Annotated in this window: 26 protein-coding genes and 1 tRNA gene; 14 read left to right on the top strand and 13 right to left on the bottom strand. The window is 63.4% G+C overall.

The annotated features are described in order from the left end of the window. Window positions 1-11: 11 nt before the first annotated feature. Genes HSR6_RS06570 through HSR6_RS06585 form a run of 4 tightly spaced genes read right to left on the bottom strand, consistent with a single transcriptional unit; the run spans window position 12 to window position 2,445 of the window. A complete protein-coding gene (locus HSR6_RS06570; RefSeq protein WP_070365110.1) occupies window positions 12-626 on the bottom strand; it encodes a 30S ribosomal protein S3ae in 615 nt (204 codons plus the stop codon). Next, window positions 623-880: a KEOPS complex subunit Pcc1 gene (locus HSR6_RS06575; protein WP_070365111.1), complete on the bottom strand. Its 258-nt coding sequence runs from the start codon at window positions 878-880 to the stop codon at window positions 623-625. The genes HSR6_RS06570 and HSR6_RS06575 overlap by 4 nt, the downstream gene beginning before the upstream one ends. Further along, window positions 877-1,980, bottom strand: a complete 1,104-nt coding sequence (locus HSR6_RS06580; RefSeq protein WP_071933166.1) for a hypothetical protein — start codon at window positions 1,978-1,980, stop codon at window positions 877-879. The genes HSR6_RS06575 and HSR6_RS06580 overlap by 4 nt, the downstream gene beginning before the upstream one ends. Next, complete coding sequence (locus HSR6_RS06585; RefSeq protein ID WP_070365113.1) at window positions 1,981-2,445, bottom strand: 30S ribosomal protein S15; 465 nt, start codon at window positions 2,443-2,445, stop codon at window positions 1,981-1,983. Between the two features lie 209 nt (window positions 2,446-2,654). Here HSR6_RS06585 and HSR6_RS06590 point away from each other — a divergent pair. Both HSR6_RS06590 and HSR6_RS06595 read left to right on the top strand, forming a co-directional pair. Continuing rightward, window positions 2,655-2,726, top strand: a tRNA-Ala gene (locus HSR6_RS06590). Between the two features lie 649 nt (window positions 2,727-3,375). Then, entirely contained in the window at window positions 3,376-4,359 is a 984-nt protein-coding gene (locus HSR6_RS06595) for a mechanosensitive ion channel family protein (RefSeq protein ID WP_071933167.1), read from the top strand. Between the two features lie 66 nt (window positions 4,360-4,425). On the opposite strand, the gene HSR6_RS06600 is transcribed toward HSR6_RS06595, so the two are convergent. Continuing rightward, entirely contained in the window at window positions 4,426-5,322 is an 897-nt protein-coding gene (locus tag HSR6_RS06600) for an MBL fold metallo-hydrolase (RefSeq protein ID WP_071933168.1), read from the bottom strand. 40 nt (window positions 5,323-5,362) lie between these two features. After that, on the bottom strand, window positions 5,363-8,086 hold the full coding sequence (locus HSR6_RS06605) for a cation-translocating P-type ATPase (RefSeq protein WP_071933169.1): 2,724 nt from the start codon (window positions 8,084-8,086) through the stop codon (window positions 5,363-5,365). 227 nt (window positions 8,087-8,313) lie between these two features. On the opposite strand from HSR6_RS06605, the gene HSR6_RS06610 reads away from it, so the two are divergent. Continuing rightward, window positions 8,314-9,981, top strand: coding sequence for a sugar-transfer associated ATP-grasp domain-containing protein (locus HSR6_RS06610; RefSeq protein WP_071933170.1), 1,668 nt, complete (start codon window positions 8,314-8,316; stop codon window positions 9,979-9,981). Then, the gene (locus HSR6_RS06615) at window positions 9,978-10,232 is read left to right on the top strand and encodes a hypothetical protein (protein ID WP_071933171.1); all 255 of its coding nucleotides are present in this window, start codon (window positions 9,978-9,980) and stop codon (window positions 10,230-10,232) included. The genes HSR6_RS06610 and HSR6_RS06615 overlap by 4 nt, the downstream gene beginning before the upstream one ends. On the opposite strand, the gene HSR6_RS06620 is transcribed toward HSR6_RS06615, so the two are convergent. Continuing rightward, complete coding sequence (locus HSR6_RS06620; protein WP_071933172.1) at window positions 10,233-11,474, bottom strand: MgtC/SapB family protein; 1,242 nt, start codon at window positions 11,472-11,474, stop codon at window positions 10,233-10,235. A gap of 84 nt (window positions 11,475-11,558) precedes the next feature. Here HSR6_RS06620 and HSR6_RS06625 point away from each other — a divergent pair, with 84 nt between their 5' ends. Together HSR6_RS06625 and HSR6_RS06630 are read left to right on the top strand one after the other, a co-directional pair. Beyond that, complete coding sequence (locus HSR6_RS06625; RefSeq protein WP_071933173.1) at window positions 11,559-12,890, top strand: aspartate aminotransferase family protein; 1,332 nt, start codon at window positions 11,559-11,561, stop codon at window positions 12,888-12,890. Next, window positions 12,887-13,879 carry an NAD(P)H-dependent amine dehydrogenase family protein gene (locus HSR6_RS06630; protein ID WP_071933174.1) on the top strand — a complete coding sequence of 331 codons (993 nt, stop codon included), beginning with the start codon at window positions 12,887-12,889 and terminating at the stop codon, window positions 13,877-13,879. Before HSR6_RS06625 ends, HSR6_RS06630 begins: the two co-directional genes overlap by 4 nt. Here the strand turns inward: HSR6_RS06630 and HSR6_RS06635 are convergent, their stop codons facing one another. Beyond that, window positions 13,880-14,299, bottom strand: a complete 420-nt coding sequence (locus HSR6_RS06635) for a CBS domain-containing protein (protein WP_070365120.1) — start codon at window positions 14,297-14,299, stop codon at window positions 13,880-13,882. Window positions 14,300-14,384: 85 nt separating this feature from the next. Between HSR6_RS06635 and HSR6_RS06640 the strand changes: the two genes are divergently transcribed. Next, entirely contained in the window at window positions 14,385-14,702 is a 318-nt protein-coding gene (locus HSR6_RS06640) for an MTH1187 family thiamine-binding protein (RefSeq protein ID WP_070365121.1), read from the top strand. Here the strand turns inward: HSR6_RS06640 and HSR6_RS06645 are convergent, their stop codons facing one another. Both HSR6_RS06645 and HSR6_RS06650 read right to left on the bottom strand, forming a co-directional pair. Further along, on the bottom strand, window positions 14,703-15,377 hold the full coding sequence (locus HSR6_RS06645) for a TIGR00266 family protein (RefSeq protein WP_070365122.1): 675 nt from the start codon (window positions 15,375-15,377) through the stop codon (window positions 14,703-14,705). 60 nt (window positions 15,378-15,437) lie between these two features. Beyond that, window positions 15,438-15,782: a hypothetical protein gene (locus HSR6_RS06650; protein WP_070365123.1), complete on the bottom strand. Its 345-nt coding sequence runs from the start codon at window positions 15,780-15,782 to the stop codon at window positions 15,438-15,440. A gap of 100 nt (window positions 15,783-15,882) precedes the next feature. Between HSR6_RS06650 and HSR6_RS06655 the strand changes: the two genes are divergently transcribed. Further along, a complete protein-coding gene (locus HSR6_RS06655) occupies window positions 15,883-16,806 on the top strand; it encodes a PLP-dependent cysteine synthase family protein (RefSeq protein ID WP_071933175.1) in 924 nt (307 codons plus the stop codon). On the opposite strand, the gene HSR6_RS06660 is transcribed toward HSR6_RS06655, so the two are convergent. Next, complete coding sequence (locus HSR6_RS06660; protein ID WP_071933176.1) at window positions 16,807-17,361, bottom strand: thermonuclease family protein; 555 nt, start codon at window positions 17,359-17,361, stop codon at window positions 16,807-16,809. Window positions 17,362-17,495: 134 nt separating this feature from the next. Here HSR6_RS06660 and ppc point away from each other — a divergent pair, with 134 nt between their 5' ends. Continuing rightward, a complete protein-coding gene (gene ppc, locus HSR6_RS06665; RefSeq protein ID WP_071933177.1) occupies window positions 17,496-20,192 on the top strand; it encodes a phosphoenolpyruvate carboxylase in 2,697 nt (898 codons plus the stop codon). On the opposite strand, the gene HSR6_RS06670 is transcribed toward ppc, so the two are convergent. After that, complete coding sequence (locus HSR6_RS06670; protein WP_070365127.1) at window positions 20,193-20,606, bottom strand: PPC domain-containing DNA-binding protein; 414 nt, start codon at window positions 20,604-20,606, stop codon at window positions 20,193-20,195. It abuts the gene before it with no gap. Window positions 20,607-20,708: 102 nt separating this feature from the next. On the opposite strand from HSR6_RS06670, the gene HSR6_RS06675 reads away from it, so the two are divergent. From HSR6_RS06675 to HSR6_RS06685, 3 genes are read left to right on the top strand one after another with little or no spacing between them, the layout of a single operon-like run. Further along, window positions 20,709-21,404: a metal-dependent transcriptional regulator gene (locus HSR6_RS06675; protein ID WP_070365128.1), complete on the top strand. Its 696-nt coding sequence runs from the start codon at window positions 20,709-20,711 to the stop codon at window positions 21,402-21,404. Then, window positions 21,401-22,081, top strand: a complete 681-nt coding sequence (locus tag HSR6_RS06680) for a TMEM165/GDT1 family protein (protein ID WP_070365129.1) — start codon at window positions 21,401-21,403, stop codon at window positions 22,079-22,081. The genes HSR6_RS06675 and HSR6_RS06680 overlap by 4 nt, the downstream gene beginning before the upstream one ends. Window positions 22,082-22,138: 57 nt before the next feature. Continuing rightward, on the top strand, window positions 22,139-23,581 hold the full coding sequence (locus HSR6_RS06685) for a DUF7289 family protein (protein ID WP_070365130.1): 1,443 nt from the start codon (window positions 22,139-22,141) through the stop codon (window positions 23,579-23,581). Here the strand turns inward: HSR6_RS06685 and HSR6_RS06690 are convergent, their stop codons facing one another. Continuing rightward, complete coding sequence (locus HSR6_RS06690; RefSeq protein WP_070365131.1) at window positions 23,582-25,018, bottom strand: MATE family efflux transporter; 1,437 nt, start codon at window positions 25,016-25,018, stop codon at window positions 23,582-23,584. A gap of 267 nt (window positions 25,019-25,285) precedes the next feature. On the opposite strand from HSR6_RS06690, the gene HSR6_RS06695 reads away from it, so the two are divergent. Together HSR6_RS06695 and HSR6_RS06700 are read left to right on the top strand one after the other, a co-directional pair. Beyond that, window positions 25,286-25,528, top strand: a complete 243-nt coding sequence (locus tag HSR6_RS06695) for a FeoA family protein (RefSeq protein ID WP_157754383.1) — start codon at window positions 25,286-25,288, stop codon at window positions 25,526-25,528. Between the two features lie 15 nt (window positions 25,529-25,543). After that, window positions 25,544-25,822, top strand: a complete 279-nt coding sequence (locus HSR6_RS06700; RefSeq protein WP_070365133.1) for a FeoC-like transcriptional regulator — start codon at window positions 25,544-25,546, stop codon at window positions 25,820-25,822. Window positions 25,823-25,908 lie beyond the last annotated feature (86 nt).

Below are 25,908 nucleotides of genomic sequence, written 5' to 3' on the forward strand. Positions count from 1 at the left end.
CCGATTTCGACCTACTCGTCGACGGCCGCGGTCTCCTCTTCGGCCTCGACTTCCGCGGGCTTGGCATCTAGGACGGCCTTCTCGACCTCGACCCGGCGGAGCGGGTAGATGGTCTTGGCCTCGTTGTAGATGGCACTGGAGAGATGGCCCTGGATGATGCTGTCGAGGAACTCCTCGAAGGTCCGCTCCTTGGCTGCCTCGGTGACCAGTTCGGTCATCTTCGCCCGAATGGCCTCCTTCTGGCTGCGGTCGGCGACCTTCGTGGTGAAGGCGACCGGCTGGACGGAGATCCGGTGGTCGTCCGCGGTCCGGAGGGTCAAGACGGCCTTGACCTTCGAGGACCCGCGACGCACCAGACTCCGTTTGTAGTCCCGGGTGAGTTCGTACCGGGAGAATTCGGTGTACGCCGAATCACTGCCGACGTCGTTCACCTGGAAGGTGAGTTTGACGTTGTTCTCACCGCCCTCGACCACGTCGCCGAGTGTGGTCTGGATCGTACGGTCGATAACCTGTTCCGGTTCGATTGCGGGGGTCGTGCCGAGTTCGGCCCGGTCGAACTGCTCGGGCGCGAGCACGGTGTACCACCGCTTTTCCTGACTCCGTTTGGATACTGATCGTTCGCTCATGTGTTGGTAGGGTCTGATCGCTCGTTCGTGTCGTGTCTGTTCGCCGTCGCTGCAACCTCGATCGCCACCGAGAGGTTCATCGCGTAATCGTCAGCCGTCGATCGGAGTCCGGCCGTGGTCTCCCGTTCGATCGTGGTCTGTACCTCGTTTTCGTCCACTGCGGTCTCGATCTGGTCGGTGTTGTCCGGGGCGATCGCTTCGGCGATCGTCTCCGGGTCGGGGACCGTGGATCGGATGGTGGCGTGTCGAGTCATCGGTCCGGTTCGACCTCCGTGAGGACCGTCTCCAGGTCAGTTTCAGTTCGGACCGTTGCGAGTCGATCCGTGCCGGTAATCGCCGCCTCCGGGAACTCGATCTCCAGCCGTTCGCGTGCGTCGACCTCGCTGCTCGCGAGCGTGATCGCACCCGGCCCAGCGACATAGAGGCGATCGGCGTCCACCTGGAAGTCTCGACCCAGTCGGGCGACATCCCGTGGCGGGATCGCCTCGACAGTGCCCATCGCGACGGGGCCCTCGGCCGGGGCGAGGTCGTCGACAGCGCGGTGAAGGGCCGTCCCGTACTGCTCCCACAACGTTCGAAGGGTCGGCAGCTCCGGCGTCCCGAGGAGCGCCGCGAGTGCCCGACCAGGGGCCATCGCTGCGCTCGCGTTGAGCACGTCGCCGTAGCCTTCGACCGTCTCGAGGTCCGTCGGTGAGCTCCGAGGTGCGATCGCGGCTTCGATCGCTCGCGTTGCCCGATCGGGTCGGGCCGTGTCCGTGGCCGCAAGTGCCACCGCCGACGCCAGTCGTTCGTTGGCATCGGGGTCGAGTTCCGCTGGGAGATCGAGCGGTGCGAGAAAGTCTCGTGCCGCCTCGACGCTCCCGGAGAAGTCCGCGTGAACGAGCCCCGTGTGAGCCAGTCCGACTGCCGGATCGGTCGTCGGAATCGCCAGCCCGGGCCGGTTGGTAAGGCCTCGTTCGCGGGCCGCATCGAGTGCGGGACCCTGAGGTTCAGTGCCAGCCGCGACGGCCCCGGCGATCGCCAGGCCGGGATCGGGGTCGGTCCCGAGTTCGCGGGCGACTTCGTAAGCGCAGAGCGACGCGGCGTCCGCGTCGCAGACGTGTTCCCCGACCGGGAATCCCAGCGTGACTGCCGTGCTGGATTCGGAGAGGCGGGTGGTGGCGTCAGCGGCGGTCGGGGACAGTGAGAGATGGCGAGGGATGTTCCTCGCGGCCAGCGCCCGGCCGAGGATGGCGGCCGCTGCGAGGCCGTCGCCGTCGGCGCGGCTCACCACCCGTGCGAGGGAAACCTCGCGCAGGTGGCCGGCCAGGCCGTCAGGCGTCCAGTTCTCGTCTGCTGTCCCCGTCGTCGCCATCTATTCGAGGAGGTCCTTGGCGTTCTCGTAGGTGTACTTGAAGTCCGCTGGGAGCTGGTCGCCCCGGTAGTAGTTCGCCAGACGGCGAATCTTGGACTCCAGGTTCTGCAGGGCGTGTTTGTTGTGGTGGTCCTGGCCGTTCTCCTCGACGTGTTCGTAGAGGTTAACAGCCTTTTCGAGCAGGTTCCGGAAGTCCTCGGGGATCTCCGGGTCCGCGTCGTTTTCCTCGAGGATCGTGGTCACCTTCTTGCCGGTCGCGGCTTTCACGTCCGGGATGGGCGTGCCCTGGACGCCCTCGTCCCTGAGCGCGATGCCGATCTGGGAGGGGTCTTTCCCCTGTGCGGCCAGCTCGAGCACTCGCTCTTCGATGGTATCTGCATCGACGTCACTCCACTCCGGTGGTTCGTCTGTCGCCGGTTTGTCCGATCCGGACTGTCCCCGGCGACGGGTGTGCATTCGTGCCATATGTCTGATTGGAACGACACGAGCCGCAGGATGAGTTCTCGACAGTCGCTGTCGAGCACTACCGCAATCCCAAGCCGATATTCGGCGAGTCAGACTTGCGGTCGTGCGTTCCCTACAGGGAACGGGGTGGCCGGCCCCATAAAGGGTTTCGGTGTGGCTTCGCTCCGATCCGGAGGGCTTAACTGTGAACCTGGAATACAGGTGGATGCGGGCTCGTAGATCAGTGGTAGATCACTCCCTTGGCATGGGAGAGGCCCCGGGTTCAAATCCCGGCGAGTCCACTTCTGCTCGGTACCCAACCCGCGAGCGACGCTCGTGTCGCTCGCGGTTGGGAGCGAGGTGTTCAGCGGCGACGACGGGATTTGAAGCCCTATCAGACGCGCAGCGGTAGCGAGCACGTCTGATTCTGGGTTCAAATCCCGGCGAGTCCACTTCCTTCCTTCACTCACTGCGTTCGTTCAGTCAGTCGTTCCCTCGCCGACGTCCCACTCACTCGCTTCGCTCGTTCGCGGGACTCCCGGCGAGTCCATGCACCTTTTTCGTCGTCGGGTGCGCCTTCGGCGCACCACTCTCCACTCACGGCGGCGAAGCCGCCGTTCGTGCGGTCCGAGGGATCCTTGATCCCTCGCGACTCGAAAAATCTGTCGCGCAGGAGCAGCTCCTGCTGGATCCCACCGAGCTTCGCTCGGTGAGGACACCAAAACGAGCCGGGCGCTCCCTGCGGTCGCGCCCGGAGAAACCACGACTCGTTTCACTCGTCGTGGTATGCAAATGGAGGAGGGGACGATAACAATCGACTGCTCGCTCAGGAGTCAAATTAGTCAGTAACGCCCGCGTCTCAATCGAGGGGCGGTGTCAACTGAAATCATATTGGCTTTCTATACTGTTCAGCACAAGTACATTTATGTCTTAGCGAGCCAACATTAAAACATGGCATTGCCATTCAGTCCGTTACAAGTATCGGTGATGGAACCGATCAATCAGGCGATCGGGAGCGTAATCTCCTTTCTCCCCACGCTGATCGGCGCAATACTAATTCTGATTGTCGGGTATATCATCGGCAAAATTGTCGGTGGCATCGTCACCCGAGTCCTCCGACGGATCGGTATCGATCGATATGCAGAGGGAACTGCCGTCGAAGAGGTTGACACCAGTCGCCGACTCGCTCGAACCCTCGGACTGATCGTTTCCTACTACATTTACTTCGTGGCTCTAATCGCAGCCGCAAACGTCCTGGATATCCCACAGCTGACCGGGTTGCTGGCCGATCTTGGCGCATACCTGCCAGTCGTTCTCGGAGCACTGGCAGTGTTGGTCATCGGTTTCGTCGCGGGTCGGATCATTGGCGATTTCGTCGCCCGAATCGTCGGGGACTTTGGAATCGGTCACTACCTCCGTGAGACGCCGTTTGCGCGGTTCGGTGGAGAGGGCGGCTTCGGTCGACTGGTCGGGAAGATCGTCGCCTACTACATCTACCTGTTGACCCTGTTGGCAGTCGTCGATATACTCGCCATCGATGCGCTCTCGACGCTCTTGAACGATTTCGCCGGCTATCTGCCGGCACTGGCTGGCGGGCTACTCGTGCTCGTAGTCGGGATCTGGCTCGCCGAACGGGTCGCCGAAGTGGTGGCCGAAAGCGGAGACGGACGGACATTCTCCGTGGGCAGCTTGGGCGTCAAGGTCCTGATTTACTACATCACGATTACCCTTGCACTGGCCACGGTTGGGATCAACATCGAGGTGCTGACCAGCCTCTTCACAGCCTTCGTGGTGGCCTTCCTCGGGGCCCTGGCACTGGCGCTCGCCATTGGCATCGGGCTCGCTGTCGGTCTAGGTGGACAGGACTACGTTGCTGAGAATATCGATAGCTGGGTTTCGGCGGCCAAAAACTCGATCCGGGAGGACGAGGAGTAACACCGACCCAGCCGGTCAGCCCACTGTAATCGCTCCCGGCCGCTTTCGATTTGCTTACACCCGGCTTTAGGCCTCGTCCAAATACTCCAACACACCTCGCACGTTCATCGCGGTTTCCGCCCGTGCCTTGACCGGGCCCCAGGCCTCGACGGTGTCCGTTCGCGAGACGAAGTACTCAACGACCGCATCATCGGCACCCAACTCCGCCCGCTTGTCCGCAACTGACTCGACCCAGGATTCGAGCACTGTGGCGTACTCATCGAGCAAGTCCGCTGGCTCGGCCGGGCCGAAATGGGCGTAGTAGAGGGCCGTCGGATCGAGTTCCTGGATCATCTCGACGTCCGCCAGACAGCCCGCCAGATCGAACCCGGGTGGCGGACTGGTCGGTCGGACACCGTCAACACCAGGCGTGTGAATGCCGGCCGCATCGGCGGTGAACACCCCGCCAGTGGACTGGTCCTGGAACACCGCCTGGTGGAATGCGTGCCCTGGCGCGTGGTGAACCGAAAGCTCTCGGTCGCCCAGGTCGATTCTGTCCCCATCACCGAGTTCGACGATCCGTGCTTCCGGGACCGGTTTCGGTTCGATGTAGTACTGGATCTGCTCGCCCACGGCAGCCCTCGTCCCCGCCCAGAGCCGGGCCGGATCGACGAGGTGGGACGCTCCCGCCTCGTGAACGTACACCGTGGCCTCGGGACACGCCTCGGCGAGGTAACCAGCCCCGCCCGCGTGGTCCAGGTGGACGTGGGTCGGAACGATGGCCAGGTCCGCACAGTCAATACCCAACGTCTCCAGAGCGTCTAGAATCGTCTGGTAATTCGTCCCCAGCCCGGTGTCGATCACCGCCGGTCGCGGGGTGTCATAAAGATACACCGAACAGTAGGTCGCCGGCCCGAACGCCCCCGGATCGAGATAGTAGAGGGCCGATCCGGGCGAGACCCGTGTAACGGTTCCCGGTTCCATGAACGGAGGGTAGCGGGCAGTCCCAAAGACACTTTCCCGGTTACGAACGGTTGCCACTGTCGGGTTCGGGCGAGTTCAGGCGACCTCTGAGCAGTAACACCACCTGGCCCACCAGGAGTGGCACCAGGCTCATCCCGAGAACCACCAGCCATCCCTCGGCCTGAATCGGTGCGGTCCCGAGCGCCAGCGAGACGCCGGGCAGGTAGACCGTCCCCACCACAAGCAGCGATGAGAGCGCGAGTGCGCCCCACACGTACCCGTTCTCGGTCACCTCGTTTCGCACCACTCCCGAAGCGGGATCGCGCATGTTGAACACGTGCCAGAGCTGAGCGAAGGCCAGGGTCAGAAACGAGATGGTCACGACTTCCGGGTGGCCCATCCCGCCGTAGAGCTGCCCGCCGAGGGCAAACGCCCCCACGGTCGCGACCGCGATCAAGGCCCCATAGAGACCCAGCTCCGTCCAGTGAGTGCGGGTCAGAATTGGCTCGTCCTGGTCCCGTGGCGGCCGACACATGATCTCCGAATCACCGGCACAGCCACCCAGCGCAAAGGCCGGAAAGATGTCGGTCACGACGTTGAGAAAGAGGATCTGCAACGGCAACAGTGGGAGCGGAAAGCCAACGATCGAGGCCAGCAGGATCGCGAGCAACTCACTCAGGTTACAGGACATGAGATACACGACGAACTTCCGGATGTTTCGAAAGATGACCCGCCCCTCGCGGATCGCATGATAGATGCTCTCGAAGTTGTCGTCCCGGAGGACCATGTCAGAAGCTTCCCGGGCGACCTGTGTCCCTCGCTGCCCCATCGCGACTCCGATGTCGGCGTTTTTCAGGGCCGGCGCGTCGTTCACCCCGTCGCCAGTCATGGCGACGACCGACCCGGCCGTCTGATGGAGTTCGATGAGATCGAGCTTGTTCTCGGGACTCACCCGGGCGAAAATCGAGGCGTCAAGCAAGCGCTCGCGTTCCGCTTCTGCGAGGGACTCGGGATCGTCGAGGGCCGACCCAAGCACCGGCTCTGTGTTCTCGGCCGTTCCCAGTCCGACGCTCCGACCGACGTTTCTGGCCGTCCCGGCGTGATCGCCCGTCGCCATAACGACCCTGACTCCCGCCTCCTGACAGCGCTGGATCGTCTCCGCAACCTCCGTTCGGGGCGGGTCGATCATCGCTACCAGACCGATCAGTGAGAGCCCCTCGTAGGGTGGTGCCTCGGAGTCGCCGACCGTCTTCGTCGCGAGCGCGAGCACCCGAAGGCCGTCCTCGGCCATGCGCTCGCTCTCCGCGAGCCACGCCTCCCGGTCGGCCTTCGAGAGCGAATCCGTCCCATCTTCCCCAAGCACCCTGTCCGCGGCTTCCACCACTGCCTCCGGCGCGCCCTTCACCGCGACCCGGTAGTCCCCATCCGTCTCGTGGTAGGTCGCCATCATCTTTCGCGCCGGATCGAAGGACACCTCCCGAGCCTCCGGGACGGTTTCGAGCAGTTCCGATCGGTCGATACCGGCTTTCAGCCCGGCCACCAGGAGCGCAACCTCTGTCGGGTCACCTGTTGCCGCCAGGTCACCCTCGGATCCAGGTTCCACCGAGGCATTGTTACAAAGAACACCCACTTCCAGCGCTTCCAGGAGCGGCCCCGATGGCGTCTCGATCGAATCACCCGCTTGCTCGAAGACCCCGGTCGAATCGATCCCGGTCCCCGTCACCGAGACGGACCCGCTGGGAAGGAGGTACTCGGTGACAGTCATCTCGTTTTCCGTCAGCGTGCCGGTCTTGTCCGTGCAGATGACGTTCGTCGAGCCCAGCGTCTCGACAGATGCCAGATTACTCACGAGGGCATCCCGGTCGGCCATCCGCCACATCCCCCTCGCGAGCAACAGCGTTGCCACGACCGGCAACCCTTCCGGGACAGTGGCGATAGCCAGCGCGATCGCCGTCTCGACCATCAAGAAGAGATCCTGCCCCCGGAGCCAGCCAGAAACGAGAACGATCACGGCGACGACGAGCAGAAACGGGACCAGGGTGTGTCCGAGTTCGTCGAGGTCGGCCTGTAGCGGAGTCTTTTCTCGCGCGGTCTTCGCGAGCGAGGCCGAGATCGCGCCGAGTTCGGTGTCCATCCCCGTCGCAACCACGACCGCCTCCGCCGTGCCGCGGGTGACGTGAGTCCCCTTGTAGAGCATGTTCTCCCGCTCGGCGAGGGGTGTGTCGCCATCGACGGGCGCACTGGATTTCCCGACCGGGACGGATTCACCTGTCAGCGCGGACTCATCAGCCTGTAACTTCGAGGCCTCCAGCACCCGCAGGTCGGCCGGCACGACCGCCCCCGCGTTCAGGATCACGATGTCCCCGGGCACCAGTTCGGCAGCCGAGATCGTCACGACCTCGCCGTCGCGTCGAACACGGGCGTCGATCTCCGAGAGCTCCTGTAAGCTCTCGACCGAGGCGATCGCTCGCCGTTCGGTGACGAACCCGATGGCGCCGTTGATCACCAGAACGACGAAGATCGAGACCCCCTCGACGAACTTTCCCAGCAGGAACGCGGCCACCCCGGCAGCAGCCAACAGCAGGACGATCGCACTCCGGAACTGGTCGAAAAGGGTTTGCCAGGCCGAGCGCTGCTCTTGCTCCCGGAGCGTGTTCGGGCCGAACTGGTCCGTCCGGGCGGCGACCGTACTATCGGAGAGCCCAGTCTCAGGGTCCACCTCGTAGTGCTCTGTGACCGCCGAGGTGTCCGTTGCCCACGGCGTTTCGATCGGTTGTGCTTTCATTCCGGTTCCGTAGTGTCTGTATCAGTTCTCACGTCACCGAGTTAACTCTTGTAGCCCCGAACACGGAAACCCAGCCAATTCCGGTCGGCTACCGCCCTTCGTTGCCGCTAACACCCTCATGTTTTCTGACCTGTTTTCTCGTGTATCGAGGCCATTCATGTAGCAGGGGCGTCATATCTGCGGGTTTCATAATACTAATTTATCTTATGTGAACGCGTACTGACCTTATGGATAGCCAACAATCACGCCGGCTGACGTTCGCGGGAATCCTGCTCGTATTCCTGGTCTTCGCGTTGGTCCTGAGCTGGCAGTTCGAGCGGTTGGCTCCGACCGTCATAGAGAACTACGTCTTCTTGCAACTCGCGGTTGCCGCCACGATCATCGCCCTGTTTCGCTCGGAGGTCGGGTTCTCGACGTTCGGGGTCTTCGGGCCGACGATCATCGCGTTTGCCTGGATTCAGGTCGGGCCCTACTGGGGGCTGATCTTGATCACGTATCTCTTCGTGATCGCGATCGCGATCCGTGATCTCATCGAACCGCTGAACCTCACGACACCCCATCGGGTGGCGACGGTGCTCCTGGTAGTCGTCTTCGGACTCCTCGTCCTCGGCGGCGTGAGCCACACCCAGCCGACGCTCCCGCAGTTTGGCTACTCGCTTTTCTTCCCGGCCATCCTGACGGCCTGGTACGGCGACCGCTTCGTCAACGAACTCCACGACGCCGGCTGGGTGCCCGTCCTCGAACGGCTGCTCCTGACCGTCGTCGTGATCTCGCTGGCCTTTACCGTCGTCACGTACGAGCCGTTCATGAACTGGTTCGCTCGGACCCCCACAGCCTGGATCCTGCTGGTCGGGATCAATCTCTACCTGGGATCGGTCACAACAGTCCGACTTAGTGAACGGCTTCGCTTTCGCAACCTGCTCCAAAAATTCGAGCCGAACGGGAATGGCTGGCTGGCAGTGCTGACCCTCTCCGTGCGCAACCGGGACTTCGTCGAGCGCTACAACCCAGCCCAGCTACTGGCGCGGCTGGACAAAGTAGTCGTGAAACAGCTCCTGCACGGCCTGGAGATCCCGACACCGGCCACCTACGCCCATCTCCGGTCCGCCGACGACCTCGACGCGGTCGATTCGCTCCTGGAGGATCACGCGGAGTTCGTCGTCAAGCCGGCCACCAGTCTCGGCGGCGAGGGGATCCTCGTGGTCACCGGGCGACGCGAGGACGGCCGGTTCGAAACCTCAGACGGGCCACTGGAGGGAGCGGAGATTCGCGCCCACGCGAGGGACATTCTCGAAGGCCGCTACGAGGTCGCCTACGAATCGACCGGCGAAGCCTATCTCGAGGCGCTCGTCCACCCGGCGGGTATCCTCAGTGAGACGGCCGGAACAGGAGTCCCGGACGTCCGGGTCATTCTTCTCAAAGGAGTCCCGATCATGGCAATGGCCCGACTGCCCACTCGGGAGTCACGCGGGCGAGCAAACCTCCACGGCGGCGCCCTCGCGGTCGGACTCGATCTGGAGACGGGGCACGCGACAGGGGCCTTCCAGCAGACACGCCGTCGCTGGTTGGCCACGCACCCCGATACGGGCCGCCCCATCGACGCCATCGAGATTCCAGATTGGGAGCAGGTGCTCACACTCGCCTCCCGAGCCGCACTCACCACCCATCTCGGCTACGCCGGCGTCGACGTCGTCTTCGATCGGGAGGGGCCACTCGTCCTCGAAGTGAATCGGCGACCCGGCCTTGGCATCCAGAACGCCACGATGGATGGGCTCCTACGCCGGCTTCGGTACGCCGAAGCACACCTCGAACCACTCGCAAACGAACCCGCAGCGAGCCGCGTGCGAGCGGGACTCGAGTTTGCACGGGCGGACTGGGGAGGTGTGCCACAATGAAGGGTGGTTTCGTGTCCCGGCTGGTCGCTCTAGCCGTGTTGCTCTGGGTCCCGTCGATACTCGTCGTCTACCCACCCCAGCCAGTCGGCGGTTATTTCGGGCTCTCCCGGTCGATCGCTATCGAGGCGTTCTTCGTCGGCGTCCTGGTGACGTTTTTCTCCTATCTCCTCTTCCAGGTCTATCGCTACTACCTGCTGGGCGAACCGACGGACCTGGATCACTTCGAGTCGACGGGGGATCGCGCCCCCTGATCAGAGCAGAAGGACGATCACCACGCCCACAATCGCCACCGTTCCCAGAATCGCCGTCACCAGGCGCCCCAGGGCGCGGGTCCCCAGCACCCAGGTGAGCCCCGCTTTGACCAGCGTATTCGCGATGGCGGCGATCACGATCCCCGTCGTCGCGACCGTATCCGAGATCTCGCCGTCCGCCGAGAGGGTACTCAGCGTGAGGGTGATCGCGTCCACGTCCGCCAGCCCGGAAACGAAGGCAGTCCCGTAGATCCCCGAGACCCCGAACCAGGCGTTGGCGTACTCCGAGACCAGCAGGACGACGGCGAACACCGCCCCGAAGACGAGGGCCGGTCTGAGGTGAAACGGGTTCTGGATCTGGGCCTCGATTTGCTGGTGAGCGGTCGACCGCCAGTAGACGACGGCCGCGATCGCCGCCCCGGCGACGGTCATGCCCCCGAGCGGGACGAGCACGAGCGGGAACAATGCCGGATTGACAACTGCGACCTCCACGAGCGCCCGGGGAAACATCACGATCGACGCGATGACAGCCGAGAACGCCGTGATGTGGTACAGCGAGGGGGCCTCCCGGGTCCGTTCGGCCATCGACATCGCCGTCGCGGTCGAGGAGACAAAGCCGCCGAGCACTCCGGTCGCGACGATCCCTCGCTTGGCCCCGATCGTCTCTCCCAGGAGGTACGCGGCGAAACTCAACCCCGAGACGAAAACGACCATCAACCAGACGTACCGCGGATTGAGCCCCAACAGCACGTCCAGATTCCGATCGGGCAACAGGGGCAGCACCACGAGCACGACCACGATGAACTTCACGCTCGCGCGGCGCTCGGCCTCACCGATGTTGTCGGCGACTCCGTGAATCCACCCCTTCGAGGAGAGCAGCACGACGACGATCCCTGCGGTCACGATGGCTGCGATCATCGCCCGGTCGGAGTGGGTGGTCATCGCTCCCAGAACCACCGTGACCAGTCCCGCGACCAGCGTCGTGAGGCCCATGTCCCCCTCGATGTGTATCTTCGCCGCGTAGGCAACGGTCAGCGGCAGCGCAATTGTGAACAGGGCGAGTGGAACCCCGGCCGGAAAGAACGCGGAGACGAGGGCCCCGTACAGTGCAAACAGCGGAAACGTGCGACTCCCGGCGTAGGTCCCTCCCGATTCGCTTTGCTCACGCTCCATGCCGATGATCGCGCCGATCCCGAAGGCCACGGCCACGGAGAGTCCGAGCGAGAGGGAGGGTTCGGGCATGGCCCTCCCTTCGACGCCCGAGTACAAAATCGATGGGGCATCGTGAACCAAAACGTAATGGCGCGGCCAACTGAACTGCCGACTATGGAATCAGGCGGTAACAAACACCACGCCGAACGGGCAGCCCCCGGAAGCGAACGCCTTCACGAGTCTGCGACCGAAGTGTTTCCGGGCGGCGTTTCACACAACATCAGATACCACGAGCCACACCCGCTCTACGTCGAGTCAGCGAGCGGCGCGACGATCCGGGACGTCGACGGCAACGAGTACGTCGATTACTGGATGAACCACCAGACGAGCGTCCTGGGACATGCCTACCCGACGGTCGTCGAAGCGGTACAGGAGCAGGCGGCCGACGGCCTCCACTATGGGACCCCCAACGAAACGGGGCTGGCATTCGCGCGGAAGATCCTGGAGGCCTTTCCAGCCGCCGAACGCCTGCGATTCACGTCCTCCGGGACCGAGGCGACGATGTACGCGGTCCGACTCGCCAGGGCCACGACTGGCAAGGATCACATCCTCAAAGCCGAGGGTGGCTGGCACGGTGGCAGTTCGGACCTGTCGAGCGCCGTTCACAGCCCCTTCGACCGACGGACGACGGCCGGACTCCCGCCGGGAGTCGAGGAACACGTTCACGCCTTTCCGATCAACGACGAAGCGGCCGTCGAGGACCTGTTCGAGCAGTACGACGTGGGCGGTGTCATCGTCGAGCCCATGTTACTCGCCGGCGGCGGGGTCGAGTGCGAGGCTGATTTCCTGACCTTCCTCCGGGAGGAGACCCGACGCCGTGACGCCCAGTTGATCTTCGACGAGGTCGTGACCGGGTTCCGGGTCTCGCCCGGAAGCTATCAGGCGCGAGTCGGCATCGAGCCCGATTTGACGACCTTCGGCAAGGTCGCCGGCGGGGGCCTCCCCATTGGCGGGCTTGCCGGTCGTGCGGACCTCTTCGAACGGGCGAAACCGAACGCAAACGTGCCCCCGGAGCAGGCGATCCTGGCGGGCGGCGGAACGTTCACGATGAACCCGATGACCGCGACGGCGGGCCTGGCCACTCTGGAGGTACTCGAATCCGAACCGGTCTACGAGCACACCGAATCCTGGGGCGAGAGGGTTCGCTCACGGCTCGCTGAAATCTTCGAGGAACGGGGCGTGGACGCCAGGGTACTTGGAACGAGTTCGTTGTTCTGTCCGCATTTCGAGCCCGAGGCACCCCTAACCGACGTCAAGGCAGTCGAGACGGCGACGAATCGATCCGCCCTCGTGGAATTCCACGACCGGCTGATCGACCGGGGACACTACCACCTCCCGGGACACATGGGGAGTGTCTCCTACCAGACGACGGAGGCACAACTCGAAGACCTACTCGAATCGAGCGAGGAAGTGATACAGGAACTACAAGCGGAGGGAGTTCTATGACAACGACAGCAGTTCAATACGGGATCGGTCCGATCGGCAGGCGAATCGTCCAGGTGGCAACCGCACGCGGCATCGACTTCGTCGGCGCCATCGACATCGACCCGGAGAAGGTGGGGCAGGACCTCGCTGCAGTCGCAAACCTCGATACCGAGACGGGGGTCACGGTAACCGACGATCCCGACACGGCACTCGCCGAGGAGCCCGACGTCGTCTTTCACTCCACGCTCTCGGACGTCACCGCCATCACCTCACAGATCGAGGCCGCGGTCGCTGCCGGCGCGGACGTGATCTCGACGACCGAGGAGCTCTCCTACCCCTGGTATCACCAGCCGGATGCCGCCGCGGAACTCGACGAGATCGCCCGGGAGAACGGCCAGACGGTACTGGGGACCGGGATTAACCCTGGCTTCGCGATGGACACGCTGCCGGCGGTCCTCACTACGCCCTGTCAGGACGTCGAGTCAGTCCAGATCTCTCGGGTTCAGAACGCCAGCCAGCGCCGCAAGCCACTCCAGGAGAAGGTCGGTGCCGGCCTCACGGAAGCGGTCTGGGAGGAGGAAATCGCGCCCGAGGCGGGTCACGTTGGTCTCCCCGAGTCCATCGCCATGCTCGCAGCCGCGCTTGACTGGGATCTTGAGTCGATCGAGGAGACGATCGAGCCAGTCGTCGTCGAGACCCGGACCGAGAGTGAGTATTTCACCGCCGAACCGGGTGATGTCGCTGGCATCCACCAGATCGGAACGGGCTATGTCGATGGCGAGCCGGCGATCGAACTGGATCTCAGCATGTTCCTGGGGGCCGAAAACCCGCGGGACGAGATCGAGATCTCCGGGACTCCGGACCTGCACGTGACCGTCGACGGCGGATTCCATGGAGACGTGACAACGCCGGCGGTCGTGGTCAACGCCGCCCCGCGCGTGCAAAGTGGCCGACCGGGCCTGGCGACGATGATCGACCTGGCGACTCCGCGATTTGCTGAGCGGCCCTGATCAGATCCGTCGCCGTTCGGCCGCGTGAGCGGCCTTGATCAGTGACTCGTAGGCGGCGAGGACATCCTTCTGTGAAATGATCCCGACGACGTCGAACTCCGTCACGATCGCGAGCTGTTCCACGTCCGCTTCGTTCATCTGGCGGACGGCACTTCGGACAGGGCGATCCGACTCGATCGTCAGGAGCGGCCGGGACATATACTCCTCGGCGGGGATGTCGGTGAGTGGCCGGTCGGCCTCCGCGATCGCCCTGAGGAGATCCTGTGGTGTGAGAATACCGATCGGAACCCCCTTCCCGGATCGGGCGATCACGCTGCCGACACCGGCCTCGTACAGCTTCGTCCCGACGTCCGCCAGGCTCTTTCCGGCGTCGGTCGAGACGACATCGGTCTCCATGAGGTCGGCCACCAGTGGACTCATGCCTGTCGCTCACCGGCCGGTCAAAAATACCTGTGGAAAGTTGTAAGCCCGACAACTATATTCCGGACCGAACCAAAGCGATTTCATGACCGTTTTCGCACTGCTCTCGGTCGCACCAGTTCGGGAAGGCGATATGGCCGCAGATGTGGCCGCAGCCATCGAGGCACTGGACGACTACGATGTCGCCTACGAGACGAACCCGATGGCGACCACCATCGAGGCCCCGGACATCGACACGCTGCTTGCAGCCGTCGGAGCCGCCCACAAAGCCGTCGAGGCCGACCGCGTGAGTACGGTTCTGAAGATCGACGACAAGCGAACGGCTGATCACGACGCCAGTGCGAAAGTCGAGTCCGTCGAAGCCGAACTGGGACGACCGGCCAGGTCGACCCGGATCGAGTGACTACTGGTCGTTTGGCAGCCGCGGCGCGATCGAGGAGACGAAGGCGTCTAGATCGCGGGTCTGGTACCAGGCGGTTCCAGGGCCAGTAAATTCGAATACCAGGCCTTCACCGCCCAACAGCGTCGATTTCAGGCCACCGACCGTCCGGGTCGAGAACTCAATTTCGCTGTCCCAGGCGATCAAGTGCTCGTTGTCCAGGACGTAGGACTCGCCCGGTTCGAGGTCGATCCGCTCGAGTCCGCCGTAGGCATCGATGAACACCGACCCGGTTCCCTTGAGCGCGAGCGGTGTCAACCCGGCCTCGCCAAGGACGGACTTCAGCCCGCCGAGTTCGGAGTCGATGTCGATTTCTGGCGTGGCCGCCAGAAAGGCCCCGTCGGCGGCATAGAGCGTTTCACCGGTGAGTTCGTGTTCCATGACGTCTCCCGGTGTCCCGGGCGCGAAGGTCACACGACCAGGGCCGTCCTCCGCGACGAACTCGTTTGCGAACATCGACTCCCCGCCCAGCATGGACTTCGCGGAACTGAGCAACCCGCCACGGCTGGTCGTCGTCTCGACGCGAATCGTCTCGGAATGGCCGACCAGTGCCCCGGGCTCGGCACGAATCGACTCGCCGGCGTCGAGATCGACGATCAGATGGGTGAAGGACGGGCTGTGGGTGAGTTCGGTTTGCATCTATACCGGACTGTGCTGGCCGACCGGAAGAAGGTTCGCCTCGATCAAATTCCGGATTGATCAGACCCCGGGCACACCGAACGCCCCGATACCGAGCGAGAACAGTCCATTGAGAACCCAGAGGACGACTGCCGTGGCGAGCCACGCGAGCAGGCCGATCACGGCAGCGTCGACCCAGCCGCCAGGATATCGCCAGTTGATTACCCCGATCCAGACCACGAGTGCGATCAGGCCACCGACCAGTGGGATCCAGCTCACCAGCCCCCAGGCGATCGCGCCGATGAGCGCGGTAATCACCGCGTGCTTGTAATCCTCTACGTCCGTGACGAAGGCGGCCCCGAGATAGATCCCGAGACCCCCGATGAGAAGGGCGACGACGAACGAAACGATTGCACCAACTACCATACGTCCCGTTTGTTGCCCAGCCATCATGAACGCTCGGGTTCCTCCAGGCTGCAACCGATCCGGGGCGGAGCTTTTCAGGCTCGGCCCCGGAAAACACTCGATGCCCGAACGCGCTGGGTCCGGCCCCGTTGCCGACCGGCTGACGGAGCTTGTGGGGGAAACTCCACTGTTGCAACTCGGGGAGTTCGCCCCGAACCTCTACGGGAAAGTCGAATCGTTCAACCCGCTTTCCTCCGTGAAAGACCGGGTCGCCGTCAACATGCTGGAGACGGCCGCAGCGAACGGTGAACTCGACACGGAAACGACGGTTGTGGAGGCGACGAGTGGCAACACGGGAATCGGACTGGCATTCGCCGGCGCGGCGATGGGCTATGAGGTGTGTCTCGTGATGCCCGAATCGATGAGCGAGGAGCGCCGACAGATCCTCCAGGGCCTGGGAGCGGCCCTCGAACTCACCCCCGCCGAGGAAGGCATCCCTGGCGCGATCGAACGGGCGAACGCCATCGCCGCCACGGGGAACACGTACCGGCCGAGGCAGTTCGAGAATCCGGCCAACCCCGCCGCTCACCGGACGGGGACTGGGCCAGAGATCGAGGCTGCACTGGACGAGGTGGACACACTCGTCGCGAGTGTCGGAACGGGCGGGACGATCACGGGGATCGCCCAGTACTTCAAGCGAGACCTGGGCCGGGCGGACTTCGAGGTCATCGCCATCGAACCGGCGGATTCGCGGGTTCTCGAAGGCGGGGAGCCGGGAGACGAGAACATCCCTGGGATTGGGGCCGGATTCGTTCCGGACGTCCTCGAACTGGAGTTGATCGACACCGTCGAGCGTACGACCTCGGAGGCGGCCCGGGAGACTGCCCGGGAACTCGCCAGGGAAACTGGCCTGCTGGCTGGCGTCTCCTCTGGCGCGGCCGTGAACGTCGCCGCCAGCGTTGCAAAATCCGACGAGTCACGGACCGTCGTCACGATCCTTCCCGACACCGGCGAGCGATACCTTCTAGAGGGAGTGTTCGAGTGATTAGCTCGCCGCGTGTGTCGTGCAGTTCCAGACGCCACGGGTTGCCGCCTGGGCGTCCTGTTCGGCCGCGTAGAACTCCCCGCGCATCGTGAACTCGGAATCGTAAACGCGGGCGTGGCCCGTCTCGACCAGTTGGTAGTTCAGGTTCGTCTCGTTCTGGTAGACGTAGGCGAGGAGTCGATCGTAGCCCCCACGACGATCAGACAGGGGGTCGAATTCGAGCCGAACCGTCGAGTCGGCCACCCGACTCTCGACGAACGTCGTGGCGTTCTCCCCAGCGGCACGGAGACAGCGCTCCCCGGCGGCGGTATCAGGAACGCCCTCGAATTCGGCCGGATCGTTCTCGACGTGGACTTCGGGGGTGTCGACCCCGAGGAGCCGAACCCGGTCGGTTCGACCGTCGGCGAAGCGCACATCGATGGTGTCACCGTCGACGACCTCGGTGACGGTGACGTTCACCGGCTGGCTGGCGGTTCCAGTCCCAGGGTCCATCGGCAGTCCAGCACAGCCGGCCAGAACAACCAGGAGCAAGACACCGCCAATGTGCCGTCGCATAGCCCGACGGAGCCCCAGGACCGGCCTAACTTTTGTGGTCCGGAATGCAGACCGGATCGGACACGAGTTCGTGACTCAAATCTTCGTCTTTCCCTGAACTTCATAGGGCCCCCCGCCCGTAGTGCCGGCAACGCATGGACCTTCACAACCGGAGCGTCCGACAGGACGTCCGCGAACTCGGGGCGCTCCTCGGAGATGTCGTATCCGACCACAGCCCACCGGAGAGTTTCGAACTCGTGGAGTCGGCACGTAACGAAGCGATTGCCTACCGGCGTGGCCGAACCGACGACCGCGAACCACTGACTTCCGTCGTTGGCTCCAATTCCGAGGCCGTAAACGCCGTTCTCGCGCGCTCTTTCACGATTTACTTCCAGTTGATCAACCTCGCGGAGGAACGGGAGCGCGTCCGCGCGCTGCGCACCTTCCGTCAGCAGGGAACGATCTCCCACTCGATCACGGAGGCGATGGAGAACCTCGCTGAGGCAGGGGCGGACGCCGAAACGGTCGGCCAGGTCCTCTCGGACGTTCACGTGGTCCCGACCTTCACCGCCCACCCGACGGAGGCCCGACGGAAGACCGTCAAGGGCATCCTCCAGCGGGTGGGGCGGATTCTCGAGGATCTCGACGAGCGCCGGTTGACCAACGAAGAGGAGACCGCGCTCACCGCGCGCCTGAACGCGGTCGTCGAGAGTCTCTACACCACGAAACACATTCGCGACCGGCGGCCGGAGCCATTCGACGAGGCCCGGAACGTCCAGTGGTACCTCGACAACGTGATCTTCGACGTGATTCCGGAGATCTACGCCGAACTGGAAGCGGCCCTGGAGGAGAACTTCGAGGACCCTCCCGATCCGGCCCACGTCCTTGAATTCCGGTCCTGGGCTGGCAGCGACGCCGACGGAAATCCCAATGTCACCCCCGAGGTCACCGACAAGACCCTCCACCGTCAGCGCTCGCTCGCACTCGCCCGCTACCGGGAGGCTCTGGAGGACCTGCTCGGTGTGCTGAGCCAGGACGGGACCCGGGTGGACGTCGAGACGTACCTCGATACGATCATGACCGGGGAGTCGACGACCGAATCCATCGCCGAGACGGCCGCCGAACGCTACCCCCGAGAGCCGTTCCGGCAGGCGACGACGGTCATCCTGGAGCGTGTCGACCGCGTCGAGAGTGTCCGTCCTGGCGGGTACGAGGACGGCGAGGCACTCCTCGAGGACCTCTCCGCGCTTGCCGAGGCTCTGTCGGCCGAGGGGCTGGACTCGATCGTTTCGGAGTTCGTCACGCCGCTGAAACGCCAGGTCCAGACGTTTGGCTTCCACCTCGCCTCGCTTGACTTGCGCGATCACCGCCAACAGCACACCCAGGCACTTTCGGAAGCACTGGGAGCCGAAGACATCGATTACGCCGGGATGGACGAATCCGAGCGCCAGGAGTTCCTGACCGAGGCGATTACGCGGTCGGCCCCCGTCCTCGACCTGGAAGACCGGACCGAGTTCACGGACGAAACGGCAGTGGTCCTCGAACGGTTCGACCGCCTGGCCGACTGGCACGAGGAGTTCGGCCCCGACAGTATCGACGCGTACTGCATCAGCATGACCGAGGAGCCCAGCCACGTTCTGGAGGTGCTCTTCCTGGCTGATCAGGCCGGTGTCGTCGATTATCCCGATTATTCGGGTCTGGATGTCGTCCCGCTTCTGGAGACCGAATCGGCGCTCTCGAACGCCCGGGACATCATCGGCACGCTGTTCGAGAACGAAGCCTACGGCGCGGCGATGCGGGCCAGAGACGAGACTCAGGAGATCATGCTGGGGTACTCCGACTCGAACAAGGAAAACGGGTACCTGGCCGCCAACTGGCAACTCGACCGGGCCCAGCGTCGGCTGGCCGAGATCACCGACGACTACGGCGTCGAGTTGCGCCTCTTCCACGGCCGTGGCGGCACCATCTCCCGTGGCGGGGGCCCGATGAACGACGCGCTGTTGGCCCTGCCCAAGCAGACGGTCACGGGCGAAGTGAAGTTCACACAACAGGGCGAGGCCATCTCGGAGAAGTACGGCAACGCGCGGATCGCCCGTCGGGAGATGGGCCAGATGCTCAACGCCCAGATCCGCGCCCGCCATGCCAACATGAGCGAGCCGGACCCGACGCTTCCCGAGCCCTGGGTCGAGGCGATGGACGAGATGGCCGACACGGCACGTGAGACCTACCGCTCGCTCCTGGAGACCGAGGGCTTTGTCAGTTACTTCGAGCAGACGACCCCGATCAAGACGATCGAAGGACTCAACCTGGGTTCCCGGCCCGCCTCACGCAGCGACGAGCGGAACGTCGAGGACCTCCGGGCCATCCCATGGGTGTTCGCCTGGACCCAGTCCAGGGCCATCATCCCGGGCTGGTTCGGAATCGGCTCGGGGATCGACGCCTACCTGGCAGAGACCGACGACGGCCTCGAACGGCTCAAGGCGATGTACGAGTCCTGGCCGTTCTTCCAGACGATGCTCGACAATGCGGCCCTCTCGCTGGCCCGCACGGAAATGGAAATCGCAAGCGAGTACGCCACCCTCGCGGACGACGATCTCCAGGCCCGGATCTTCCCGGCCATCGAGAACGAGTACGAGCGATCCAAAGAGCGAGTGCTTGACATCATTCCCCGCGAGGATTTGGTCGACCGAAGCTGGCTCCGCGAGAGTCTGGATCGACGGAACCCCTACGTGGATCCGCTGAACTTCCTCCAGATCCAGTTGCTCTCCCGGTCACATCGCACGCCCCAGGAGGAGCGAACCCTGCGGCTGACGGTGAAAGGGATCGCGGCCGGCATGAAAAACACCGGATAACTACTCGGACAGGTCGAACACGTCGAGGCCGGTTCGCTCGTCGAGTTCGTGTTCGAGTGTCGTGCCACTCGGGACAAGCAGAATTTCGAACGTTCCCGAAACCCGGGCCCCGGAACAGTGCCCGCCGATGGTCGAGAAATCCCGTTTTGCGAGCTGGATGTGTGCGTGAATCTTGTCCGGCCCGACATTGCCGCTGAAGGCGGTCACTTCGAACTGCCCCTCGAAGGTCTCTTCGGTGTACTCCTCGGTGTCGGTATCGTAGTGGCCCAGTGTTGCCCGGTCGACCGCCCCAATGCCTGTGAAAAAGCCACCAGTCACGTCGGCCGCGTCGCGGACGGTGGCCAGGGATTCGAGGACTTCGTCTCCCGGTTCCAGCAGGACGACCATACCCTGTTCGGTAGTGGTAAACTCCATGTGAAGGGGTCATCCGCCATCGATTTGAACGTTGCTGACTCGGTCCTGCACCCGTTTGAATCGACGTATTTATCGGTTAGATGCATCTAATCCAGGTATCGAATGTTGAGCGACGTCATGGAGGACTATCTCAAGGCGATCTTTACCCTCCAGGAGAGCGAGGAGCCGCCGATCCCACCCTCCAAAATTGCAGCGCGACTCGACGTGACGGCCCCGACGGTGACGAGTATGATGGAGTCCCTCGAAGAGCGAGGCCTCGTCGAGCGGGAGAAGTACGCCGGCGTCAGGCTCACACCGGAGGGCGAGACGGTTGCCCTCGAAATACTGCGCCACCACCGGTTGCTCGAAGCCTACCTGGCCGAACACCTCGATTACGAGTGGTCGGAAGTCCACGACGAGGCCGAGGTGCTCGAACACCACATCAGCGAGGAGTTCGAGCAACGGGTCGCCGAGGCCCTTGACCACCCACGAACCGACCCACACGGAGACCCGATTCCAGGGACGGATCTGACCGTGACCGAGGACGACACCAGCCCGCTCACGACCTTCGAACCCGGTGACAGAGTGCTCGTCTGTCGGGTCCGGGACGAGGACCCGGCGATTCTCACGCACCTCGGCGAGGTCGGAATCGAACCCGGAACGGAACTTCACTTCCAGGAGGTGACCCCACTCGGAGTCTATCAGGTCACCGTGGAGGGAACCACACAACACCTCCCCGAATCGACCGCGGAGGTGCTGTGGGTGCGGGCAGTCGATCGTGACGAACAGGGAGATTCGCGGCCGGGCCAGGAAGCATGACCTGGGTCGAGATCTTCGTGATCGCGATGACGGCTCAGCTCGCGGTGCTCCCCGGGGAGAAAGTACAGTTCATCATCGCCGGCCTCTCGACCCGTTTCAACCCCTGGATCGTCGTGGCCGCCGCGGGGAGTGCCTTTGCAGGCTGGACCGCCATCGAACTCGTCGTCGGGAACGCGTTGATGAACATGTTGCCGGGCATATACCTGGAGTTGTTCACGGCGGGCCTGTTCCTCCTGTTTGCGGTCCTGCTCTGGCGGTCACGCCCAGCGGATAGGACGCCCTCGGACGCAGAACTGGACGCCGTGGAACTCGACGTGTCGATCCTCGGGTACGAGATCCCCCCGTATCTCGGCGGGTTTCTCCCGATCTTCGCGATGATGGCCGCCGGCGAGTTCGGCGACAAGACCCAGCTAGTGACGATCGGGCTCGCCGCCCAGTACGGGGCTCATCCGGCAATCTGGTTCGGGGAGATGGCCGCAATCATCCCCGTGAGCATGGTTAATGCCTTTTTCTTCCATCGGTTCTCCCAGTACTTCGATCTACACGTGGCTCACTACGTGGGTGCCACGCTCTTTGCGTTCTTCGGCGTCGACACCCTGCTTGCGGTGTTCTACAATGTCTCGGTCTGGGAGACGGTCACCGACGCGATAGCACAGGTCGTCCTCTCTGCGATCTGATTCGACGCGTCGATCCAGGCCGGCACTTTCATTCCCACGGGCGGTGTGGGTTGGACTATGGACCGGACCCGGGGGCAAAGCGAGACGATCGGGTTCGCCCTGATCCTCGGGTTCACGCTGATCAGCGTCGGCGCGATAGCGGCCTACGGCGGGGCGACCCTGGACACGACCCAGGCCCAAATCGGGGCGCAAAACGCCGAACACGCGATGAGTCAGTTCGACTCGCGAGCCTCCATGGTCGCCCTTGGCCGAAGCGATATCCAGACGGTCAATTTCGGGGCCGGCCAGCAGGGAACCTACACCGTCGATCCGGATGCCGGCTCAATCCGGGTGACACACGAGGACCAGGAGACCAACGATACGACGGTGTTCTACGACGAACCGCTGGGGACCGTCCGCTACACCGATGACGACACCGAAATCGGCTATCAGGGCGGGGGCGTGTGGCGCATGGACGAGGGTAGTGTCATGCTCTCGCCACCGGAGTTCCACTATCGCAAGTCGACGCTGACGTTGCCAATCATCCGGATCAGTGGCCAGGGAAGCGTCGCCGGGAACCCACGGGGTGTGGTCCGACAGCCCGTGCCGAGCACGGTGATCTTCCCCAACGAGTCGGCGACGCTGAAAAACAGCAGCGAGAAGTGGGTCAATCCGGTCGGTGGCGGCATCGTGACGGTGACCGTCGAGAGCACGTACTACCGGGCCTGGGGCGAGTACTTCCGGACTCGAACGTCTGGGGAGGTGAGCATCGACGGCGAAAACGAAACGGCCGCCGTTGAGTTGGTCGCCCCCGGGACGATGGGGGGCTTTGATATGCCACTGGATGGGAACAGCCTCACGCTCCAGGGGACCAGGGGTCACCAGGTGGAGAACTTCACGCTAACGCTGTTTCACGATCAGGATGACAGCGCCAAATTCAACAACCTCGACTGGTCGATGTGCAGCCAGTCCGGCAGTCAGGAGTTCGAGATTCGAGTCAGCAAAGACACGGGAACCGGGGACGGCGACCCGGCGGAGACGATCATCTACTACTCCCCTGACGGTTCCCGCTATCAGACCTGGAAAACGGAGGACTTCACGTTTGAAACGGAAGCTGCCGCGGATGCTGACTGGAACGGCGACGGCGACCAGCAGGACAAACGGCTGGTCCTGGATTTCACGGGAACCGCAACGGCGGAGTACTTCGAGGAAAACAACGTGAACTCGATATCGAACTGCGATTTCGATGCCTCAACCTTCGAGAGCAGCGTGACCTTCGACGAACATCCGGCGGACGAGAATACGACCTACACGACGGGGAGTACAGCGAACGTTTCACACGTCACCAATCACTATCTGGCGCTCATGGGGCCGAGTACTGAACTCGAGGTGGCCGACTCCTCACAGAATACCGTCGAAGAGGAGATCTCGACGGGCTATGTCTCACTCAATACGACAGAGGGGTACTACCTGACCTACATGCACGTCACCGAGAACCCCATCAACGTCACCGTCGAGTGATCAGGTCAGTCGTTTCTCCCGCCAGGTGCCCCGCTGATACCACGCGTAGGCCACGACAGCGCCGGCGACGTTCGAGACGACATACGAGAGCCAGATGCCCGACTCCCCGATCCGCTCGGCGAGGACCCAGGCGACCGGGAACCGGACCACTGCGAGCATCACGATCGCGATCGCGGCGACAGTCAAAGTCTTCCCGGCCCCGCGGAGACTCCCGGAGTAGGCCCGCATGACCCCGATGAATCCAAACGAGGGAGCCACGTACCGGAGAAACTGCGTCGCGGCAGCGACGACGGCTGGATCGTCGGTGAAGAGTCCCGCAATCGGGCTCGCCAGGAGGTAGGTCACGGCCCCCAGAAGTGAGAGCACGATAAACAGCGTGATCGCAGCGATGCGAGCTGCCGCAGCCGCCCGGTCGGGCTTCTCGGCACCGATGTTCTGTCCGGTCATCGTCTCCACGCTCCGATCGACGGCGACCCCGGGCAGGAATACCATGGAGAAAATCCGGGTGCCGATACCGTATGCCGCCACGATCGGAGTCGCGAACCACCCGACGACGAGCATCAGCAAATTGACCGAGATGGCACGCGAAACACCCTCCACCGACGCTGGGGCGCCGATTCGGAGGATCTTGAGCAGGTAGCCAGCCCGGGGACGGAGATCCGACCAGTGGATCGTGATTCCCCAGCGGTCGCCGAACATGATGGCGAGGCCGACGACCAGACCGACGGCCCGCGAGAAGATCGTCGCGTAGGCCGCCCCACGGATGCCGAGTTCGGGGAACGCCACCCCATCCAGAACTGGCCAGTGGGCCGGCAGTCCCCAGCCGAAGATGAGGAACGGGTCGAGGACGATGTTGAGAAGCACCGTGCCGAACATTACCACCATCGGGGTGAGCGTGTCTCCGTACCCACGCATGAGGGCGTTAAACACCATGTAAACCATCATGAAGACAAACCCAAGCGAGATGATCTCCAGATACCCGGCCGCGAGGCCGACGACTTCGGGGGAGGCCCCGAGAAACGCCACGAACGGCCTGGCGACGAAGTAGGCGATGGTTCCAAAGAGGAGTGCCACAACAGTGGTGTCGGTGATCGTCTGTGCCGCCGCCAACTCCGCCTCTCGGTGTTCCTCCGCGCCCGTATTCTGTGCGACGAGGACGCTTCCCGCGACCGAGATTCCCATCCCGAGCATCATCAACAGAAAGACCGGGGGCCAGGCGAAACTGATCGCTGCGAGAGCCTCGGTGCTGTACTGCCCCAGCCAGAAGGTGTCCGCCAGGTTGTACGCCGTCTGAAAGAGGTTTGTCAGCACGACCGGGAGGGAGAGAAAGAAAAGGGGCTTGCCGATCGACCCGGAGCGTAGTTCGATCTCCTCGCGGCTCCGAAACAGTGACCCGACGGCTTCTGCAAGTCGTTCGAGCGAGGCTTTCGGATTCATCGATAGTATCGGGTACCAGTGGACAGCGAGGGCCAAAACGCCCGACGACCGCCACGTGCCCCTCAGCAGACCCACTATTGGCCCCAACGGGAGCGATCAAATACCTTTTGAACGAACGATCAATCGATCACCCGCCCGTTCCAGCGTTCGGCGAACCTTCGCTAGGTTTATGGCCCCCGAGTTCTCAGTTAGTAATGCCTAAATTAGGCGGGCCAAATCATGGGTGTCACCTCCAAACCAAGTCTGACAGGGTCGCAGGGCTCCGATATGAACAGTTCCGAGGAATCTGGAACGGTCGTCGCGGAGATGGAGGCCGGCCAGACCGGCCGGATCGAACGGGTCGGTGCCGAAATCCGAAAGCAGGTAACCTCCATGGGCGTCCGCCCGGGACAGGAACTCGAATTTCACACGAAACAGCCCTTCAACGGCCCCGTCGTCGTCTCGGTCGGTCACTCGATGACTTCACTCAGTCGCGAATACGCCCGCCAGATTATCGTTTCGCTCGAGTAGTGCCCGGTTTTTGATATGAGCACCTATCGAACCGTCCTCGAACGGATACACCGTGGCCACTCACTGGAGACAGTGGGCTCCGACCTCGACATTCGTCCCGACGCGCTCCGTGGAATGGTCGAATCGATGCTCCGAGAGGGGCATCTCCGGGAACTCGGCTGTGTCGATGACTCCTGTGACGTGTGTCCGATGTCCAGTTCCTGCCCGATGGGCGACATCCAGGGACCGGCCAGTTACATGGTCACCGAGCAGGGAACGGCCTACCTGCAGGCGGGACAGAGCGCGAGTGACTGAGTCGGGTCGTTTCGAAGAAAGCGAGTCCTCGGATTACAGCAGTAGCAAGGCGAAAGCCCACCACTTTAGTGGTGGGATGAAGCCGA

The sequence above is a fragment of the Halodesulfurarchaeum formicicum genome (assembly GCF_001886955.1).
GTDB lineage: Archaea > Halobacteriota > Halobacteria > Halobacteriales > Halobacteriaceae > Halodesulfurarchaeum > Halodesulfurarchaeum formicicum.

Coding starts and splice junctions, on each gene's coding strand:
- HSR6_RS06700 (WP_070365133.1), top strand. CDS start 25,544: ATGAGCACCTATCGAACCGTCCTCGAACGGATACACCGTGGCCACTCA.
- HSR6_RS06690 (WP_070365131.1), bottom strand. CDS start 25,018: ATGAATCCGAAAGCCTCGCTCGAACGACTTGCAGAAGCCGTCGGGTCA.
- HSR6_RS06610 (WP_071933170.1), top strand. CDS start 8,314: ATGGATAGCCAACAATCACGCCGGCTGACGTTCGCGGGAATCCTGCTC.
- HSR6_RS06650 (WP_070365123.1), bottom strand. CDS start 15,782: ATGGTAGTTGGTGCAATCGTTTCGTTCGTCGTCGCCCTTCTCATCGGG.
- HSR6_RS06640 (WP_070365121.1), top strand. CDS start 14,385: ATGACCGTTTTCGCACTGCTCTCGGTCGCACCAGTTCGGGAAGGCGAT.
- HSR6_RS06625 (WP_071933173.1), top strand. CDS start 11,559: ATGGAATCAGGCGGTAACAAACACCACGCCGAACGGGCAGCCCCCGGA.
- HSR6_RS06615 (WP_071933171.1), top strand. CDS start 9,978: ATGAAGGGTGGTTTCGTGTCCCGGCTGGTCGCTCTAGCCGTGTTGCTC.
- HSR6_RS06695 (WP_157754383.1), top strand. CDS start 25,286: ATGAACAGTTCCGAGGAATCTGGAACGGTCGTCGCGGAGATGGAGGCC.
- HSR6_RS06660 (WP_071933176.1), bottom strand. CDS start 17,361: ATGCGACGGCACATTGGCGGTGTCTTGCTCCTGGTTGTTCTGGCCGGC.
- HSR6_RS06645 (WP_070365122.1), bottom strand. CDS start 15,377: ATGCAAACCGAACTCACCCACAGCCCGTCCTTCACCCATCTGATCGTC.
- HSR6_RS06675 (WP_070365128.1), top strand. CDS start 20,709: ATGTTGAGCGACGTCATGGAGGACTATCTCAAGGCGATCTTTACCCTC.
- HSR6_RS06570 (WP_070365110.1), bottom strand. CDS start 626: ATGAGCGAACGATCAGTATCCAAACGGAGTCAGGAAAAGCGGTGGTAC.
- ppc (WP_071933177.1), top strand. CDS start 17,496: ATGGACCTTCACAACCGGAGCGTCCGACAGGACGTCCGCGAACTCGGG.
- HSR6_RS06580 (WP_071933166.1), bottom strand. CDS start 1,980: ATGGCGACGACGGGGACAGCAGACGAGAACTGGACGCCTGACGGCCTG.
- HSR6_RS06605 (WP_071933169.1), bottom strand. CDS start 8,086: ATGAAAGCACAACCGATCGAAACGCCGTGGGCAACGGACACCTCGGCG.
- HSR6_RS06635 (WP_070365120.1), bottom strand. CDS start 14,299: ATGAGTCCACTGGTGGCCGACCTCATGGAGACCGATGTCGTCTCGACC.
- HSR6_RS06600 (WP_071933168.1), bottom strand. CDS start 5,322: ATGGAACCGGGAACCGTTACACGGGTCTCGCCCGGATCGGCCCTCTAC.
- HSR6_RS06620 (WP_071933172.1), bottom strand. CDS start 11,474: ATGCCCGAACCCTCCCTCTCGCTCGGACTCTCCGTGGCCGTGGCCTTC.
- HSR6_RS06670 (WP_070365127.1), bottom strand. CDS start 20,606: ATGGAGTTTACCACTACCGAACAGGGTATGGTCGTCCTGCTGGAACCG.
- HSR6_RS06585 (WP_070365113.1), bottom strand. CDS start 2,445: ATGGCACGAATGCACACCCGTCGCCGGGGACAGTCCGGATCGGACAAA.
- HSR6_RS06655 (WP_071933175.1), top strand. CDS start 15,883: ATGCCCGAACGCGCTGGGTCCGGCCCCGTTGCCGACCGGCTGACGGAG.
- HSR6_RS06680 (WP_070365129.1), top strand. CDS start 21,401: ATGACCTGGGTCGAGATCTTCGTGATCGCGATGACGGCTCAGCTCGCG.
- HSR6_RS06685 (WP_070365130.1), top strand. CDS start 22,139: ATGGACCGGACCCGGGGGCAAAGCGAGACGATCGGGTTCGCCCTGATC.
- HSR6_RS06630 (WP_071933174.1), top strand. CDS start 12,887: ATGACAACGACAGCAGTTCAATACGGGATCGGTCCGATCGGCAGGCGA.
- HSR6_RS06595 (WP_071933167.1), top strand. CDS start 3,376: ATGGCATTGCCATTCAGTCCGTTACAAGTATCGGTGATGGAACCGATC.
- HSR6_RS06575 (WP_070365111.1), bottom strand. CDS start 880: ATGACTCGACACGCCACCATCCGATCCACGGTCCCCGACCCGGAGACG.